We start from the raw sequence: 15,791 nt of genomic DNA, 5'->3' as shown, positions 1-15,791 counted from the left end.
CCTGCGCGGGCGCGCAGGCCGGTCATCGGCGGCTTCCTGGCCGGAAACCGCCCGGGCCACGCCAGGGGCGTGGCCGCCACGGCGGGACTTACTTGGCTTCGACGAACACGTACTCGGCGCCGGTCGGCTGCACGGCAGCCTGCACGCGGGCATTGTCGGCAGTGCTGCCGATGTAGACCACGCGGACCTTCTTCATCGAGTCAGCCGGCACGTCCTTGAACACGGCCAGGATCATGTCGGCCATCTTGCCCGAGGCCGACGAACCGAAGGCCAGCATGTTGCCCGGCTGCACGCCACGGGCAACGGCCTGGGTGGCGCTCTCGACCTGGCGCTCGTACTTGGCGGCGAATTCCGGATCGCTTTCCGGCGGCAGGTAGTACAGGAACGGGCTGTTGGTGATGTTGCCCATGTTCTGGATGGCAACTTCCTGCAGGTACTTCTTCCAGCCGGCATCGTCTTCCTTGGCCGGAGCGACCAGGGCCTGCTTGGCTTCATCGGCCGGTGCGACGGCCTCTTCCTTCTTGCAGGCGGTGAAGGCCAGGGCAAACGAGGCGATCAGCATCGCGCGCATGGTGGTGTTCATGGGTTTCCTCCCGTGGTGGTTCAGGTGTTGGGGGTGTTACGACTGGGCCGACTTCGCTTCGCGGACCTTGCGCAGGGCGTCGAGCACCGAGGCCGGCACGAAACCGGACACGTCCCCTCCCAGGCGTGCGATCTCGCGGACCAGCGAGGACGAAATGAAGCTGTGCTGCTCGGCCGGGGTCAGGAACAGGGTCTCGACCTCCGGGATCAGGTGGCGGTTCATGCTGGCCATCTGGAATTCGTACTCGAAGTCCGACACCGCGCGCAGGCCGCGCAGCAGCACGCCGCCCTGCACCGAACGCACGAAATGCGCCAGCAGGGTGTCAAAGCCACGCACTTCCACGTTGGGGTGGTGGCCGAGCGCGCCCTGGGCCAGCTGCACGCGCAGCTCCAGCGGCAGGGTCGGCCCCTTGGACGGGCTCTGCGCCACGCCTACCACGACCTTTTCAAACAGCGGCGCGGCCCGGCTCACCAGGTCGATGTGACCGTTGGTGATCGGATCGAACGTCCCGGGGTACACGGCGATGCGGCGGTTGGCCACGGTCATGGGCGATCGGACATGTTCAGATGAAGTCAAAGTGTAGCAGCGGCGCGCCGGTACAGGGCAAAGCGCACCTCGCGGGTGCCCCCCTCGCGGTGCAGCAGCCAGTCCGGCGGCAGCACGGGCGCATGGCCGGCCGGCGATTCCAGGTACAGCCAGGGGGTGCCGGCCAGGTGCCGCGGCAGCTGCTCCAGCACGCCCTGCCAGAGGCCATCAGCGAACGGCGGGTCGATGAACACCAGATCGGCCTGCTGGGCCGGAGCGCCCTGCAGCCAGCGCAGGGCATCGGCCTGGACCACGGCAACCTGGTCGGCGGCCTGCAGCTTGGCCACGGCGGCGGACAGGTTGCGCCCCAGCTGCGCGTCGCGCTCGACCAGGGTGGCGTGCGCTGCCCCGCGCGAGACCGCTTCCAGCCCCAGCGCACCGCTGCCGGCGAACAGGTCCAGCACCCGCGCGCCGGGCAGTACCGGCATCAGCCAGTTGAACAGGGTTTCGCGCACGCGGTCGCTGCTGGGCCGCAGCCCGGGCAGGGTCGGCACCGGCAGGCGGGTGTTGCGCCAGCGGCCACCGATGATGCGGACCTGGCCGTCATTGCCGCCACGGCCGCTCACCGGCGCCCCCGGCAGGAGGTGTTCGAGAAATTCAGCATGAGCAGGATTGTAGTTCGGCCGGCCCGCGGCCGGCACCCGCAGAAGCAACGTCAACGTCTACGTCAAAAGCTGGCTTCCTGAGAGATGGCGGGGTGGGTCCGGTTGAGGGGGACGCCGTAAACCCATCCATGGGGGCTTGGTCGCCGCATCCATGGCGCTCCCCCCCCTCAACCGGCCCCACCCCGCCTTCGACAGTTTCCCGCGATCTGCAGTAGATCCACGCCATGCGTGGATGAACATCTGTCAGATATCGAAGGAATTGATGAAATCAGAAGCCCAGCCGTTGCCACCGTCACCAGGAACCTGTCGAAGGCGGGGCACTGTGGGTTCGCGGGGTGTGAGCCGCATGGATGCGGCGACCAAGCCCCCATGGATGGGTTCACGGCGTCCCCGCGAACCCACAGTACCCCGCCATCCCACGGAATGCCCGCTTTGGCTTTGGCTTTGGCTTTGGCTTTGGCTTTGGCTTTGGCTCCGGCCTCTGCGGGTGCAGGGCGCCGCCCTGCCCGACCAACCCCTTGATTTCGGGACAATCACCCCTACCCCTTGGGCAGGCCGCACGCGCTGGCGCGGCATTGCACATGGAGCCCTACCCGATGACCGAGACGATCCAGACCGAAACCCTTGGCTTCCAGACCGAAGTCAAGCAGCTGCTGCAGCTGATGATCCACTCGCTGTATTCCAACAAGGAAATCTTCCTGCGCGAGCTGGTCTCCAACGCCGCCGACGCCGCCGACAAGCTGCGCTTCGAAGCGCTGACCCAGCCGGCCCTGCTGGAAGGCGACGGCGACCTGCGCGTGCGCGTCAGCTTCGATGCCGCCGCCCACACCATCACCATCGAAGACAACGGCATCGGCATGAGCCGCGCCGAGGCCATCGCCCACCTGGGCACGATCGCCAAGTCCGGCACCGGCGATTTCCTGCGCCAGCTGTCCGGCGACCAGAAGAAGGATTCGCAGCTGATCGGCCAGTTCGGCGTCGGCTTCTACAGCGCCTTCATCGTTGCAGACGAAGTGGAAGTGACCTCGCGCCGCGCCGGCCTGGCCGCCGCAGAGGGCGTGCGCTGGACCTCCCGTGGCGAAGGCGATTTCGACGTTGCCACCATCGACAAGGCCGAGCGCGGCACCCGCATCGTGCTGCACCTGAAGGACGGCGAGCACGATTTCGCCGACGGCTGGCGCCTGCGCAGCATCCTCAAGAAGTATTCGGACCACATCGGCCTGCCGATCCAGATGCCGAAGGAAGGCGAAGACGCCGCCGGCGAGTGGGAGACCGTCAACCGCGCCAGCGCGCTGTGGACCCGCCCGCGCACCGAGGTCAGCGACGCCGAGTACACCGAGTTCTACAAGCACGTCGCCCACGACCACGCCGACCCGCTGGCCTGGAGCCACAACAAGGTCGAAGGCAAGCTGGAATACACCTCGCTGCTGTACGTGCCGGGCCGGGCACCGTTCGACCTGTACCACCGCGATGCCCCCAAGGGCCTGAAGCTGTATGTGCAGCGCGTGTTCGTGATGGACCAGGCCGAGCAGTTCCTGCCGCTGTACCTGCGCTTCATCAAGGGCGTGGTCGATTCCAACGACCTCTCGCTCAACGTCTCGCGCGAGATCCTGCAGTCCGGCCCGGTCATCGATTCGATGAAGTCGGCGCTGACCAAGCGCTCGCTGGACATGCTGGACAAGCTGGCCAAGGACAAGCCGGAACAGTACGCCACGTTCTGGAAGGAATTCGGCCAGGTGCTGAAGGAAGGCCCCGCCGAGGACTACAACAACCGCGAAAAGGTGGCCGGCCTGCTGCGCTTTGCCTCCACCCGTGGCGAGGCCGATGCGCAGAGCGTGTCGCTGGCCGATTACATCGGCCGCATGGCCGAAGGACAGGACAAGATCTATTACCTGACCGGCGAGAGCTACAGCCAGGTGCGCAACAGTCCGCACCTGGAAGTGTTCCGCAAGAAGGGCGTGGAAGTGCTGCTGCTGACCGACCGCATCGACGAGTGGCTGATGGGCTACCTGACCGATTTCGACGGCAAGGGCTTCGTGGACATCGCCCGCGGCGACCTGGACCTGGGCGCGCTGGAAAGCGAAGCCGACAAGCAGGAACAGGAAGCGGCGGCCAAGGACAAGCAGGGCCTGGTCGAGCGCCTGAAGACGGTACTGGGCGATGACGTGGCCGACGTGCGCGTGTCGCACCGCCTGACCGACTCGCCGGCGGTGCTGGCCATCGGCGAACAGGACCTGGGCCTGCAGATGCGCCAGATCCTGGAAGCCAGCGGGCAGAAGGTGCCCGACAGCAAGCCGGTGCTGGAGATCAACCCGAGCCACCCGCTGATCGCCAAGCTGGAAGGAGAGGCCGATGGTGCGCGCTTCGACGATCTGGGCCGGGTGCTGTTCGACCAGGCAGCCCTGGCCGCCGGTGACAGCCTGAAGGATCCCGGTGCCTACGTGGCGCGCCTGAACAAGCTGCTGCTGGAACTGTCGGCCTGACCGATGGGGTGGTCGCCGGGCATGGCCCGGCGCCGCGATGGGTAGATGCCAACCTTGGTTGGCGCGCCTCCGCCCCGGTAGACGCCAACCTCGGTTGGCGCTCCTCCGCCCTGGTAGATGCCAACCTTGGTTGGCGCCCGCAGAAGAGCGTGCCAACCAAGGTTGGCACCTACCAGGCCGGGTCAAGCATGCCAATCGAAGGGTTGCACGCACCAAGGCAGGTCAGGCATGCCGCCCCAAATTGCCCATCGCGGTTGTCCGCCATCCGGCGGGTCTGCTCAGGCCTGCCGGTCCAGCAACGAACCCAGCAGCTGGTCCTGCCGACGGATGACGGTGGCGTTGGCGGCGAAGGCCAGGACCTCGGCCTTGGCCGCAAGCAGGTCGCCCAGCGGTGCCATCGGGTCCGGGGTGGTGGTGCCCACCTCGGCCTGCACGCCGCCCTCGGCGGTGGTACTGCGCTGCACCTGCAGGCGGGTCGCATCGGGCGTAGCGACGTTGGCCACGTTGTGCGCGGCCACCTGTACGCCCCGCTGTGCCGCGCGCATCCCGCCAAGCGCGGTTCCCATCACATCGTTCATGGCGGTCTCCGGGCCGCACGGCGCAACCCTCCGGACCGGTTATCGGCCGCTGCGCGCCCCACTTGAGTACACACGGGCCGGACGGGCCCGGGTGGTAGCATATCTCCCTGACTTCAGTGCCTTTTGCCAATGCTCAGTTTTTTCCGCCGCAAGAAGCCCCAGGACGCCGCTGCGACCGAGGCACCCAAGACCCAGCACTATTCGGCCGATGAGCTGGCGGCGGCCTTCCCGCCCGCCGCCCCTGCCGAGAGCGCGCCGGCCGGGCCTGCCCCTGTGGAGGGCGCACCCACTGTCCCGGTAGCGCCCCCGCCGGCCGCGCAGGTCACCCCGCCCACCCCGGTGGCACCCGCTGCGCCCGCGCTGGCGCCGGAACAGGTGGCTGCACCGGAAGACACCGGCGCCGAGGCGCTTGCCGCGGCTGCGGTGCTGGCACCGCTGGCCCCGGTCACCCCGGTGGCGCAGCCGGCCGCACCCGCCGCGGACCTGCCCGTCCTGATCGACGCCGAACCGGCGCCGGCCGGCAAGCCCGGCTGGCGCGAGCGGCTGCGCAACAGCGCCTTTGCCCGCAGCTTCGGCGGCCTGTTCTCGCGCAACCCCAAGCTCGACGATGACCTGCTGGATGAAATCGAGACGGCACTGCTGACCGCCGATGTCGGCGTGGGCGCCACCACCGACCTGGTGGAAGGCCTACGCAAGCGCATGAAGGCCCGCGAGTTCGCCGATGCGCAGGCGCTGCTGGCCGCGTTGCGCGCCGAGCTGATCGCCATCCTGCAACCGGTGTCCAGGCCGCTGCTGATCGATCGCAACGCCAAGCCGTTCGTGGTGCTGACCGTCGGCGTGAACGGCGTCGGCAAGACCACCACCATCGGCAAGCTGGCCAAGCGCTTCAAGGACGAAGGCCACAGCCTGATGCTGGCCGCGGGCGATACTTTCCGCGCCGCCGCCGTGGCACAGCTGCAGGCCTGGGGCGAACGCAACGGCGTGTCCGTGGTCGCCCAGGGCCAGAACGCCGATGCCGCCTCGGTGGCGTTCGATGCACTGCAGGCCGGCAAGGCCCGCGGCACCTCGGTGCTGATCGCCGATACAGCCGGCCGCCTGCACACGCAGTCCGGGCTGATGAACGAACTGGGCAAGATCCGCCGCGTGCTCGGCAAGATCGACCCCAGCGCCCCGCATGAAGTGCTCATGGTGATCGATGGCACCACCGGGCAGAACGCGCTCTCGCAGCTTCGCCAGTTCAAGGCCGCTGTGGATGTCACCGGGCTGGTGGTGACCAAGCTCGATGGCACCGCCAAGGGCGGCGTGGTGTTCGCACTGGCCCGTGAGTTCGGCATTCCGATCCGCTTCGCCGGCATCGGCGAACGCCCGGAAGACCTGCGCGTGTTCGATCCGGAAGCGTTCGTGGACGCACTGCTGCCCGAAGCACTGGGCGGCTGACCTGCCGCGCAGCCACGCATGGCGTGGCTCTACCCGCAGCACCGCCCCTGGTAGAGCCACCCCATGGGTGGCTGCCCCTCTGGAATGCCGATGCCCCGCCAGCCCAACGCCAGCGCCACGACTCCGCAGGACGACGCCTTCGTCGCGCGCCTGCTGCACTGGTTCGATGGCCATGGCCGCCATGACCTGCCCTGGCAGCACCCACGCAGCCCCTACCGGGTATGGCTGTCGGAAATCATGCTGCAGCAGACCCAGGTCGCTACGGTCATCGGGTACTTCCACGCCTTCCTGGCCGACTTCCCCACCCTGCCCGCGCTGGCGGCCGCCGACAACGACGCGGTGATGGCCCGCTGGGCCGGGCTGGGCTACTACGCCCGCGCCCGCAACCTGCACGCCGCCGCCAAGCGCTGCGTGGCCGAACACGGCGGCGAGCTGCCACGCGATTTCGATGCCCTGCACGCATTGCCCGGCATCGGCCGCAGCACGGCCGGCGCCATCCTCAGCCAGGCCTGGAACGATCCGTTCGCGATCCTCGACGGCAACGTCAAGCGCGTGCTGACCCGCTACCACGGCATCGAGGGCTTTCCTGGCCTGCCGGCAGTGGAAAAGCAGCTGTGGGCACTGGCCCAGGCCCACGTGGCACATGTACCGGGCGGCCGCATGGCCGACTACACCCAGGCCCAGATGGACCTGGGAGCAACCGTGTGTACGCGCAGCCGGCCCGCCTGCGTGATCTGCCCGCTGCAGGATGGCTGCGTGGCACGCCGCGACGGTCTGGCCGCACAGTTGCCCACCCCCAAACCCAGCAAGGCCTTGCCCGAACGCGAAGCCGTGGCGTTGCTGCTGCGCGATGGCCAGGGCCGCACCCTGCTGCAGAAGCGCCCGGATACCGGCATCTGGGCGCAGCTGTGGACGCTGCCACAGGCCGACAGCGGCAGCGCCCTGCAGGACTGGTTCGACAGCCACATCGACGGTTCGCTGGAAGACGCCGAAGAACTGCCGGGGCTGCAGCACACCTTCAGCCACTACCGGCTGCACCTGCAGGTGCTGTCGCGCCGGGTCAACGGCCTGCGCATGGCGGCGCCCAGCCTGCGCTGGGTCACCGATGACGAGCGTGCTGCACTGGGCCTGCCCGCACCGATCCGTAAACTGCTCGACGGCGCGGCACCTGCCGCACCGAAGAAGCGTTCCCCTGCCAAATCCCGCAACCGAGACTGACCACCATGCCCCGAACCGTCTTCTGCCAGTACGAACAACGCGATGCCGAGGGCCTGGATTTCGTCCCCTATCCGGGCGAGCTTGGCCAGCGCGTGTTCAACGCCATCGGCAAGCCGGCCTGGGCGGCGTGGCTGGCCCACCAGACCATGCTGATCAATGAAAACCGTCTGTCGCCGCGCGATCCGCAGCACCGCGCGTTCCTGGAACAGGAGCTGGTGAAGTTCCTGTTCGAGAAGGACGCGGAAAAGCCAGCCGGGTTCACCCCCGAGGCGTGACCCCCGGGTATCGGCGCGCCCACGCAGCGCGCGGGCCTGCCGGACGCACGGGCAAGGCACGTCCCACCGGGCCCGGCCCGGCCGCTCACCTGGCCGGCGCGGCCGCTGCCTCGCGCTCCTGCAGCTGGGCCTGGCGCAGCTCCTGCTCGGAGGCCTTGAGCGCCTTCACGTCCAGCTTCTGGATGGTGTCGATGAAGCACGGTACCTGCGGCAGGCCCGTCGGGTCGCGTACCAGCACCTTGTCGAACGCACGCGATACACGCGAGCCCTGGCTGGTGATGCCGATGGCGCTGGCGAAATCCAGGCCCTGGCAGGAACCGCGCAGCTTCAGCAGGTAGGCCTCGCTGGGACGCGTCCACACCGCCAGGGCGCGATCGCCCAGCGCCGTCCAGCCGTTGAGGCCGCCGAACAGCAGCATGTCATTGACCGGCGGACCGGCGTGGGCGCTGTACAGCGCCAGCTTCTGCGCGTCGTCCAGGCGGCCGGTCGTGGCGCATGCTGACAAGGCCAGGGACAGGACGGCGATGACGGCAAACGGCTTCATGGCGCGGCTCCAGCAAGGGGTATGGCCCCGATGATGCGCCTGCCGGCGTGACGGCGGAACCGTGCCGTCACGCCTGTTCAGGCAAGGGCAGGCATGCCCCGGCCGGGCTCAGACCTCGGCGTGGGCGAGCGCGTGCAGGCGCCCCTCGCGCAGCTCCAGCACCCGGTCCAGTCGGCGTGCGAGCGAACGGTCATGGGTGACCAGCACCAGGCTGGTGTGGCGTGCACGGTTGAGTTCGAGCATCAGTTCGAACACCGTGGCCGCCGTGCGGTCGTCCAGGTTGCCGGTGGGCTCATCGCCCAGCACGCAGGCGGGGTGGTTCACCAGCGCCCGCGCCACGGCCGCACGCTGGCGTTCGCCGCCGGACAGTTCACCCGGCTTGTGGTCCAGGCGATGGCCCAGGCCGACCGCCTCCAGCAGCGCGGTGGCGCGCTGGCTGGCATCGGGCACGCTGGTGCCGGACAGCATCACCGGCATCATCACGTTTTCCAGTGCGGTGAATTCCGGCAGCAGGTGGTGGAACTGGTAGACGAAGCCCAGCGCCTGGTTGCGCAGCAGCCCGCGCGCGGTATCGGACAGCGCCGACATGCGCTGGCCGGTCACGTAGACCTCGCCGGCGGTCGGTACGTCCAGCCCGCCCAGCAGGTGCAGCAGCGTGCTCTTGCCGGCACCCGACGCGCCGATGATGGCCACCGTCTCACCGGCGTTGACCTGCAGCGACAGGCCATCGAATACCGGGGTCTGCATGCGGCCCTCGGCGTAGGTCTTGCCCAGCGCCTCGGCACGGATCACTTCATCGCCGCGGTTGACGACCTTATTCATAGCGCAGGGCCTCCGCCGGCTGGGTGCGTGCTGCCCGCCAGGCGGGGTACAGGGTGGCCAGGAAGCTCATCAGCAGCGCCACCAGGGTAATGACCACGATATCCCGGGGCTGCATGTCGGTCGGCAGGCCGGTGATGTAGTACACGTCCTCCGGCAGCAGCTTGATCTTGAACACGCTTTCGATGGCCCCCAGGATGCGCTCCAGGTTCAGGGTCAGGGTGATGCCACCGATCACGCCGGCCACGGTGCCGAAAATACCGATCAGCGACCCCTGCACCATGAACACCGACATCACCCCGCCCGGGGTCAGCCCCAGCGTGCGCAGGATGGCGATGTCCGCCTGCTTGTCGGTGACCAGCATCACCTGCGACGACACCAGGTTGAAGGCGCCCATGGCGATGATCAGCGAGAGCAGGATGCCCATCACCGTCTTTTCCATGCGCAGGGAGTGGTAGAGGTTGGCGTTCTGCTGGGTCCAGTCGCTGACCCGGAACGCGCCGCCCAGGCCATGCGCCAGGTCGACACCGACTTCCAGCGCCTTGTCCATGTCATGCAGCTTCAGGCGCACGCCGGTGGCACCGTCGGCACGCAGCACGCGCTCCAGGTCCTGCATGTTGGCAAAGCCCACGCCACGATCGACTTCGTTGTAACCGGCCTCGAAGATGCCGCTGACGGTGAAGCGCTTCATGCGCGGCACCGCACCGGCCGGGGTGCCCTGCACTTCGGCGAAGGTGACCAGCACCTGGTCGCCGACATCCACGCCCAGCCAGATGGCCAGTTCCTTGCCCAGCAGCAGATTGAAGCTGCCCGGGGTCAGGCTGTCATACCGCCCCTTGGTGACCTTCTGGTCGATCACCGACACCTTCGGTTCCAGCGCCGGCTCGATGCCCTGGATGATCGCACCCTGCACGCGCGGGCCGCTGATCATCGACTGGATCTCGATGTACGGCGCGGCACCGGCCACGCGCGGATCCTTGCGGGCCACGTCGACGACGTGCTGCCAATCGTCCATCGGCTCGCCGTCACGGCTGATGGTGGTGTGCGCGGTCATCTGCAGCAGGCGGTCACGGATTTCCTTCTGGAAGCCGCTCATCACCGCCAGGGTGGTGATCAGCACCGTCACCCCCAGCGCGATGCCCAGGATGGAGGCCATGGAAATGAAGGAAATGAAGCCGTTGCGGCGCTTGGCACGCAGGTAGCGCAGGCCGATGAAGACGGGGATGGGTTTGAACATGCAGGCACGCCGGTCGATTCAGCCTATGGTGCCATCGTCCGGGGCCGACGGGAAACGCTGCGGATGGCCACGGCCAGACGCAGTTCACGTCGTTGCGCGCGATCCAGCACGTCCGGCCAGAACAGCAGGCGCTGGCGGTGCCCGGCCTTCCCGCCCAGCAGCAGCCAGGGCCCCTGCACCCGCAGGGTGGGCGCCGACAGCGGCTGGCCATCGAGCTGCAGCGGCTCCGGCGGCGGGCACAGCAGCAGCACATGGCGTGGCCGCCGCAGGGCAACCACCAGCTGGGCCAGGCCGATGCCCCACACGCCCGCCAGCATCGGCCAGAACAGCGCGACCGGCAGGTCGCTGGCGCTCAGCAGCCAGGGAGCGGCCAGCAGCACCATCACCTGCGCCCCGGCCTGCAGCCGGGACGGTCGCCACTCAAGCCTTGAGGGCGCGGATACGGTCGAGCAGCGGGACGGCATGGGCATGCGGGCACTCCTCGTAGCCCATGAACCACCGCCACAACTTATCGTCTTCGCAATCGAGCAGGAACAGGAAAACCTCGCGCTCTTCGGTCGGTGCCTCGGCCCATTCGTGGTCAAGGTAATGCTCGAACAGCTGGTCCAGTTCGCGCATGCCGCGGCGGCAACGCCAGCGCAGCTTCTTCAGCAGGATGTCTTCTTCCATCGTGTTTCTCCAGATACAGCAAAGCCACGCATGGCGTGGCTCTACCGGGTGGTGCAGGTGGATCGGTGAAGCCACGCATGGCCTGGCTTCACCCGGCCGATCAGGCGCGGCGTTCCATCATCAGCTTCTTGATCTCGGCGATCGCCAGTGCCGGGTTCAGGCCCTTCGGGCAGGTCCGGGCGCAGTTCATGATGGTGTGGCAGCGGTACAGCTTGAACGGATCTTCCAGATCGTCCAGGCGCGCACCGGTGTCTTCATCGCGCGAATCGATGATCCAGCGGTAGGCCTGCAGCAGGATCGCCGGGCCCAGGTAGCGCTCGCCGTTCCACCAGTAGCTCGGGCAGCTGGTCGAGCAGCAGGCGCACAGGATGCACTCGTACAGGCCGTCGAGCTTCTTGCGGTCTTCCGGCGACTGCAGGCGCTCGCGGTCCGGCGGTGCCGGGGTCTGGGTGCGGATCCACGGCTTGATCGAGGCGTACTGCGCGTAGAAGTGGGTCAGGTCCGGAACCAGATCCTTCACCACGTTCATGTGCGGCAGCGGGTAGATCGGCACTTCCTTCTTGCCGCAGTCCGCGATGGCGCGGGTGCAGGCCAGGGTGTTGGTGCCGTCGATGTTCATCGCGCACGAACCGCAGATGCCTTCACGGCACGAACGGCGGAAGGTCAGGGTCGGGTCGATCTCGTTCTTGATCTTGATCAGCGCGTCCAGGACCATCGGCCCGCAGCTGTCCAGGTCCACCTCGTAGGTGTCGGTGCGCGGGTTGCTGTCGTCATCCGGACTCCAGCGGTAGACCTTGAAGGTGCGCACGTTCTTGCCGCCGGTCTTGGCGGGGAAGTGCTTGCCCTTCGTGATCTTTGAATTCTTCGGCAGGGAAAACTCGGCCATGGCTGCTCTCGTTGGCTCAGGCGGCCCGCGCCCCCATGGGCGCGGATTGCATGGTAGTCGGGGTGGGCTCAGTACACGCGCGGCTTCGGCGGCACCACGGCCACGTCATCGGTCAGCGTGTACATGTGCACCGGACGGTAATCGAAGCTGCACTTGCCCTTTTCGTCGACGGTGACCAGGGTGTGCTTCTGCCAATTGACGTCATCGCGATCCGGATAATCCTCGTGCGCGTGTGCACCGCGGCTTTCCTTGCGCTGTTCGGCCGAGTTGATCGTCGCCACCGCGTTCAGCAGCAGGTTGTTCAGCTCGTAGGTCTCGATCAGGTCCGAGTTCCAGACCAGCGAACGGTCGGAGACCTTCACGTCCTGGAACGAATCGAACACGTCGGCCATCTTCTCGCAGCCTTCCTTCAGCGACTGGCTGGTGCGGAACACCGCCGCGTCGGCCTGCATGGTGCGCTGCATGCGGTCACGGATGACCGAGGTCGGCGTATCACCATCGGCGTAGCGCAGCTTGTCCAGCAGGCCCAGCGCCTTGTCGCAGGCATCCGAGGGCAGCGGCTTGTGCGAGGCGCCCGGCTTGATGGTGGCGGCGCAGCGGTTGGCCACGGCACGGCCGAACACCACCAGGTCCAGCAGCGAGTTGGAACCCAGGCGGTTGGCGCCGTGCACCGACACGCAGGCTGCTTCGCCGATGGCGTACAGGCCCGGCACCACGGCGTCGTTGTCCTCGCCCACCTTGCGCACGACTTCGCCGTGGAAGTTGGTCGGAATGCCGCCCATGTTGTAGTGCACGGTCGGGATGACCGGGATCGGCTGCTTGTGCACGTCGACGCCGGCGAAGATGCGGGCGCTCTCGGCGATGCCCGGCAGCTTCTCGTCGATCACGCCCGGGCCCAGGTGGGTCAGGTCGAGCAGGATGTGGTCCTTGTGCTCGCCGACGCCGCGGCCTTCGCGGATCTCGATGGTCATCGAACGGCTGACCACGTCGCGCGAGGCCAGGTCCTTGTAGTGCGGTGCGTAGCGCTCCATGAAGCGCTCGCCGCTGCTGTTGCGCAGGATGCCACCTTCACCGCGGACACCCTCGGTGATCAGGCAGCCGGCGCCGTAGATGCCGGTCGGGTGGAACTGCACGAACTCCATGTCCTGCATGGCGATGCCGGCACGCATGGCCAGGCCGCCACCGTCGCCGGTGCAGGTGTGCGCCGAGGTGGCGCTGAAGTAGGCGCGGCCGTAGCCACCGGTGGCCAGCACCACGCCCTGGGCGCGGAACAGGTGCAGGGTGCCATCGGACATGTCCAGGGCCAGCACGCCGCGGCAGGCGCCCTCATCGTCGAAGATGAGGTCCAGCGCGAAGTACTCGATCATGAAGCGCGCGTTGTGGGCCAGCGACTGCTGGTACAGCGTGTGCAGCATGGCGTGGCCGGTACGGTCGGCCGCCGCGCAGGTACGCTGCGCCGCCGGGCCTTCGCCGTACTTGGTGGTCATGCCACCGAACGGGCGCTGGTAGATCTTGCCCTCTTCGGTACGGCTGAACGGCACGCCGTAGTGTTCCAGCTCGATGATGGCCGGAATCGCTTCGCGGCACATGTACTCGATGGCGTCCTGGTCGCCCAGCCAGTCCGACCCCTTGATGGTGTCGAAGAAGTGGTAGCGCCAGTCGTCTTCACCCATGTTGCCCAGCGCGGCGGAAATACCACCCTGCGCGGCCACGGTGTGCGAACGGGTCGGGAACACCTTGGTCAGGCAGACCGTGTTCAGGCCCTTCTGGGCCAGGCCGAACGTGGCGCGCAGGCCAGCGCCACCGGCGCCGACGACGACCATGTCGTACTTGTGTTCGGTGATCTTGTAAGCGGACATCTAATCTGGATTCCTGTCTTGGTGCCTGGGCTCAGGCAACGCCGAGGGCGATGCGGCCCACCGCGAACACGCTGACGATCATGCCGAGGATGGCGACGAACTTGACTGCGGTCTGGAGGATCAGCGCCAGCAGCGATTCGTGGATGTAGTCCTCCAGCACCACCTGCAGGCCGAGCTGGGCGTGCCAGAACATGGCGATCAGCAGGCCGATCAGCGGCACTGCGTTCCACGGCTTGGCGATGGCGGCGGTGGCGGTCGGGTAGTCGGAGCCGAGCAGGCCCAGCACGAACACCAGGAACCAGATGCCCAGCACGACCAGTGCCGCAGCGGTCAGGCGCTGGTGCACGAAGTGCTCGGTACCGGTCTTGGCCGAACCCAGGCCACGGACATTCTTCAGCGGGGTACGGAACCGGCTCATGCGGCACCTCCAACCATTACATAGGCCCACACCAACAGGGTGATCACCAGGCTGCCGATGACCGAGATCCAGCTGCTGCGGACGAAGGTGGCGATGCGGAAACCGATCGCGAAGTCCTGCACCACATGGCGGATGCCATTGCACAGGTGGTAGGCGAACGACCACGTCCATGCGAACAGGAACAGCTTGCCGTACCAGGCACCGGCGTGACCGGTGAAGCAGTTCCATGACTCGGGCCCGATCATCAGGGCCAGCAGGCCTCCGGCGATGAACAGGGCTCCAACAGACAGAAAGACGCCCGTGGCTCGATGCAGGATCGAGGTGGCCATCTGAATCTGCCAGCGATACACCTGGAGGTGCGGGGAAAGGGGACGTTCTCTGGTCGCCATTCGCTGGGCTCGTTGTCTCGGCTGGGCGGCACATGGCCGCGTTGGCTCAATGCTGATCAGAAATCGATGCAGCGTCCGTTTTTCTCCCAATCGCCATACCGCACCGGATCAAGTCCGCCGCGGCCGCCGATCTCTTTCTGCTCCCGCACCGGAGAGGCAGGCACAGGGGCCTGTTCCGCCAGCGGAGCTTCAGATTCGTCGTCGGGAGTGGGGGTTGTTTGGCCTATCATGTTCGGTCTCGCAACGCACAAATTTTAGACCTCGTTCACGTGCCTGACAACCTTCCCCCTGCTTTCGTCGGATATCCGCGCCTTCCCGGCCACCAGCTGCTGAGCCTGCTGGGCCCGGAAGCGGCCGTGTTCGCCCATGCCCAGTTCAGCAGCGATGTCACCGCCCTGCCCCTGCGCCACTGGCAGTGGAGCGCCTGGCTGAGTGCCAAGGGCCGTACGCTGGCGGTGTTCCAGCTGCTGCGGATCAGTGAAGACCACGTGCTGCTGGTGCTGGCCGATGGCAATGCCGATGAGATTGCGACGCAGTTGCAACGCTTCGTGTTCCGCCGCAAGGTGAAGCTGCAGGTCCGCAGCGACATTGCCGTTGCTGGCGCTTTCACGGCGCCGGAGGCCGCCAGCGGCGCGGCGATCGCCTTTGTCGGCGAACAGGACTGGGAGCTGGACATGGGCAGCGACGCGCTGCCGCGCACCCTGCGCATCGGCCACCGCGAGCAGGTACCGGCCGCCGAGGGTGCCGATGAAGACCGCTTCGCCCTGGCCTGGCGCCAGGCCGACCTGCGCTTCGGCCTGCCGCGGCTGGAGGCCAGCCAGCGCGAGACCTGGACCCCGCAGCAGCTGGGCCTGGACCGGCTCAACGGCTACAGCGTGAAGAAGGGCTGCTACCCCGGCCAGGAGATCGTGGCCCGCACCCATTTCCTGGGCAAGGCCAAGCGCGCGCTGCAGCTGCTGCATACCGCGGCCCCGGCCGCGCCGGGCACGGCCGTGGAACAGTCTGGTGCGGCGTTGGGCACGGTGGCCTGCGTGGCGGGCGAACTGGCCCTGGCCGTGCTGCCGCTGGAGACCAGCGATGAGGCGCTGCAGGTGGAAGGCCAGCCGGCGCAGCGCCTGCCGCTGCTGGAGGGGTTGGCGCGCTGAGCGGTTCATCCACGCATGGCGTGGATCTACAAAGGCCCATCCACGCGTGGCGTGGTTTTAC

General features: G+C 67.5%; 19 protein-coding genes. 5 read left to right on the top strand and 14 right to left on the bottom strand.

The window, feature by feature from the left end; all coding sequences use genetic code 11:
* Nucleotides 1-88: 88 nt before the first annotated feature.
* The 3 genes from Q9R17_RS16580 to rsmD are packed head-to-tail and all read right to left on the bottom strand — an operon-like array spanning nt 89 to nt 1,749.
* Nucleotides 89-583: a hypothetical protein gene (locus Q9R17_RS16580; RefSeq protein WP_308155682.1), complete on the bottom strand. Its 495-nt coding sequence runs from the start codon at nt 581-583 to the stop codon at nt 89-91.
* A 36-nt stretch (nt 584-619) separates the two neighbouring features.
* Nucleotides 620-1,129 carry a pantetheine-phosphate adenylyltransferase gene (coaD, locus tag Q9R17_RS16575; protein WP_308155681.1) on the bottom strand — a complete coding sequence of 170 codons (510 nt, stop codon included), beginning with the start codon at nt 1,127-1,129 and terminating at the stop codon, nt 620-622.
* 26 nt (nt 1,130-1,155) lie between these two features.
* Nucleotides 1,156-1,749, bottom strand: coding sequence for a 16S rRNA (guanine(966)-N(2))-methyltransferase RsmD (rsmD, locus tag Q9R17_RS16570; RefSeq protein WP_308158364.1), 594 nt, complete (start codon nt 1,747-1,749; stop codon nt 1,156-1,158).
* A gap of 620 nt (nt 1,750-2,369) precedes the next feature.
* Between rsmD and htpG the strand changes: the two genes are divergently transcribed.
* Nucleotides 2,370-4,256, top strand: a complete 1,887-nt coding sequence (gene htpG / locus Q9R17_RS16565) for a molecular chaperone HtpG (protein WP_308155680.1) — start codon at nt 2,370-2,372, stop codon at nt 4,254-4,256.
* A gap of 278 nt (nt 4,257-4,534) precedes the next feature.
* On the opposite strand, the gene Q9R17_RS16560 is transcribed toward htpG, so the two are convergent.
* On the bottom strand, nt 4,535-4,834 hold the full coding sequence (locus Q9R17_RS16560) for a hypothetical protein (RefSeq protein WP_308155679.1): 300 nt from the start codon (nt 4,832-4,834) through the stop codon (nt 4,535-4,537).
* Between the two features lie 129 nt (nt 4,835-4,963).
* On the opposite strand from Q9R17_RS16560, the gene ftsY reads away from it, so the two are divergent.
* The 3 genes from ftsY to Q9R17_RS16545 all read left to right on the top strand — a co-directional run bounded on the left by ftsY (nt 4,964) and on the right by Q9R17_RS16545 (nt 7,764).
* Complete coding sequence (ftsY, locus tag Q9R17_RS16555) at nt 4,964-6,271, top strand: signal recognition particle-docking protein FtsY (RefSeq protein WP_308155678.1); 1,308 nt, start codon at nt 4,964-4,966, stop codon at nt 6,269-6,271.
* 90 nt (nt 6,272-6,361) lie between these two features.
* Nucleotides 6,362-7,489, top strand: coding sequence for an A/G-specific adenine glycosylase (gene mutY / locus Q9R17_RS16550; RefSeq protein ID WP_308155677.1), 1,128 nt, complete (start codon nt 6,362-6,364; stop codon nt 7,487-7,489).
* Nucleotides 7,490-7,494: 5 nt separating this feature from the next.
* Nucleotides 7,495-7,764 (top strand): oxidative damage protection protein, encoded by a 270-nt coding sequence (locus Q9R17_RS16545; protein ID WP_308155676.1) that lies wholly within the window; start codon nt 7,495-7,497, stop codon nt 7,762-7,764.
* A gap of 85 nt (nt 7,765-7,849) precedes the next feature.
* Here Q9R17_RS16545 and Q9R17_RS16540 read toward each other — a convergent pair whose 3' ends face one another.
* From Q9R17_RS16540 to Q9R17_RS16495, 10 genes are all read right to left on the bottom strand, one after another.
* On the bottom strand, nt 7,850-8,308 hold the full coding sequence (locus tag Q9R17_RS16540) for a DUF6491 family protein (protein WP_308155675.1): 459 nt from the start codon (nt 8,306-8,308) through the stop codon (nt 7,850-7,852).
* Nucleotides 8,309-8,416: 108 nt separating this feature from the next.
* Nucleotides 8,417-9,130 (bottom strand): lipoprotein-releasing ABC transporter ATP-binding protein LolD, encoded by a 714-nt coding sequence (gene lolD / locus Q9R17_RS16535; RefSeq protein ID WP_308155674.1) that lies wholly within the window; start codon nt 9,128-9,130, stop codon nt 8,417-8,419.
* Nucleotides 9,123-10,364, bottom strand: a complete 1,242-nt coding sequence (locus Q9R17_RS16530) for a lipoprotein-releasing ABC transporter permease subunit (RefSeq protein ID WP_308155673.1) — start codon at nt 10,362-10,364, stop codon at nt 9,123-9,125. The genes lolD and Q9R17_RS16530 overlap by 8 nt, the downstream gene beginning before the upstream one ends.
* Before the next feature lie 23 nt (nt 10,365-10,387).
* Nucleotides 10,388-10,747: a hypothetical protein gene (locus Q9R17_RS16525; RefSeq protein ID WP_308158363.1), complete on the bottom strand. Its 360-nt coding sequence runs from the start codon at nt 10,745-10,747 to the stop codon at nt 10,388-10,390.
* Nucleotides 10,748-10,784: 37 nt separating this feature from the next.
* Entirely contained in the window at nt 10,785-11,033 is a 249-nt protein-coding gene (locus Q9R17_RS16520; RefSeq protein WP_308155672.1) for a succinate dehydrogenase assembly factor 2, read from the bottom strand.
* A gap of 100 nt (nt 11,034-11,133) precedes the next feature.
* Nucleotides 11,134-11,919, bottom strand: coding sequence for a succinate dehydrogenase iron-sulfur subunit (locus Q9R17_RS16515; protein WP_308155671.1), 786 nt, complete (start codon nt 11,917-11,919; stop codon nt 11,134-11,136).
* A 68-nt stretch (nt 11,920-11,987) separates the two neighbouring features.
* Nucleotides 11,988-13,778: a succinate dehydrogenase flavoprotein subunit gene (gene sdhA / locus Q9R17_RS16510; protein ID WP_308155670.1), complete on the bottom strand. Its 1,791-nt coding sequence runs from the start codon at nt 13,776-13,778 to the stop codon at nt 11,988-11,990.
* A gap of 31 nt (nt 13,779-13,809) precedes the next feature.
* Nucleotides 13,810-14,196, bottom strand: coding sequence for a succinate dehydrogenase, hydrophobic membrane anchor protein (sdhD, locus tag Q9R17_RS16505; protein WP_308155669.1), 387 nt, complete (start codon nt 14,194-14,196; stop codon nt 13,810-13,812).
* Nucleotides 14,193-14,585, bottom strand: coding sequence for a succinate dehydrogenase, cytochrome b556 subunit (gene sdhC, locus Q9R17_RS16500; RefSeq protein ID WP_308155668.1), 393 nt, complete (start codon nt 14,583-14,585; stop codon nt 14,193-14,195). Before sdhC ends, sdhD begins: the two co-directional genes overlap by 4 nt.
* Nucleotides 14,586-14,641: 56 nt before the next feature.
* Nucleotides 14,642-14,815, bottom strand: coding sequence for a DUF1674 domain-containing protein (locus Q9R17_RS16495; RefSeq protein WP_308155667.1), 174 nt, complete (start codon nt 14,813-14,815; stop codon nt 14,642-14,644).
* 39 nt (nt 14,816-14,854) lie between these two features.
* Here Q9R17_RS16495 and Q9R17_RS16490 point away from each other — a divergent pair, with 39 nt between their 5' ends.
* Nucleotides 14,855-15,730: a folate-binding protein gene (locus Q9R17_RS16490; RefSeq protein WP_308155666.1), complete on the top strand. Its 876-nt coding sequence runs from the start codon at nt 14,855-14,857 to the stop codon at nt 15,728-15,730.
* Nucleotides 15,731-15,791 lie beyond the last annotated feature (61 nt).

Origin of the sequence: Stenotrophomonas sp. 24(2023), assembly GCF_030913365.1 — a bacterium.
Taxonomy (GTDB): Bacteria; Pseudomonadota; Gammaproteobacteria; order Xanthomonadales; family Xanthomonadaceae; genus Stenotrophomonas.
The sequence above is the reverse complement of the archived record's forward strand: the minus strand, read 5'-3'. Positions and strand labels throughout refer to the sequence as shown.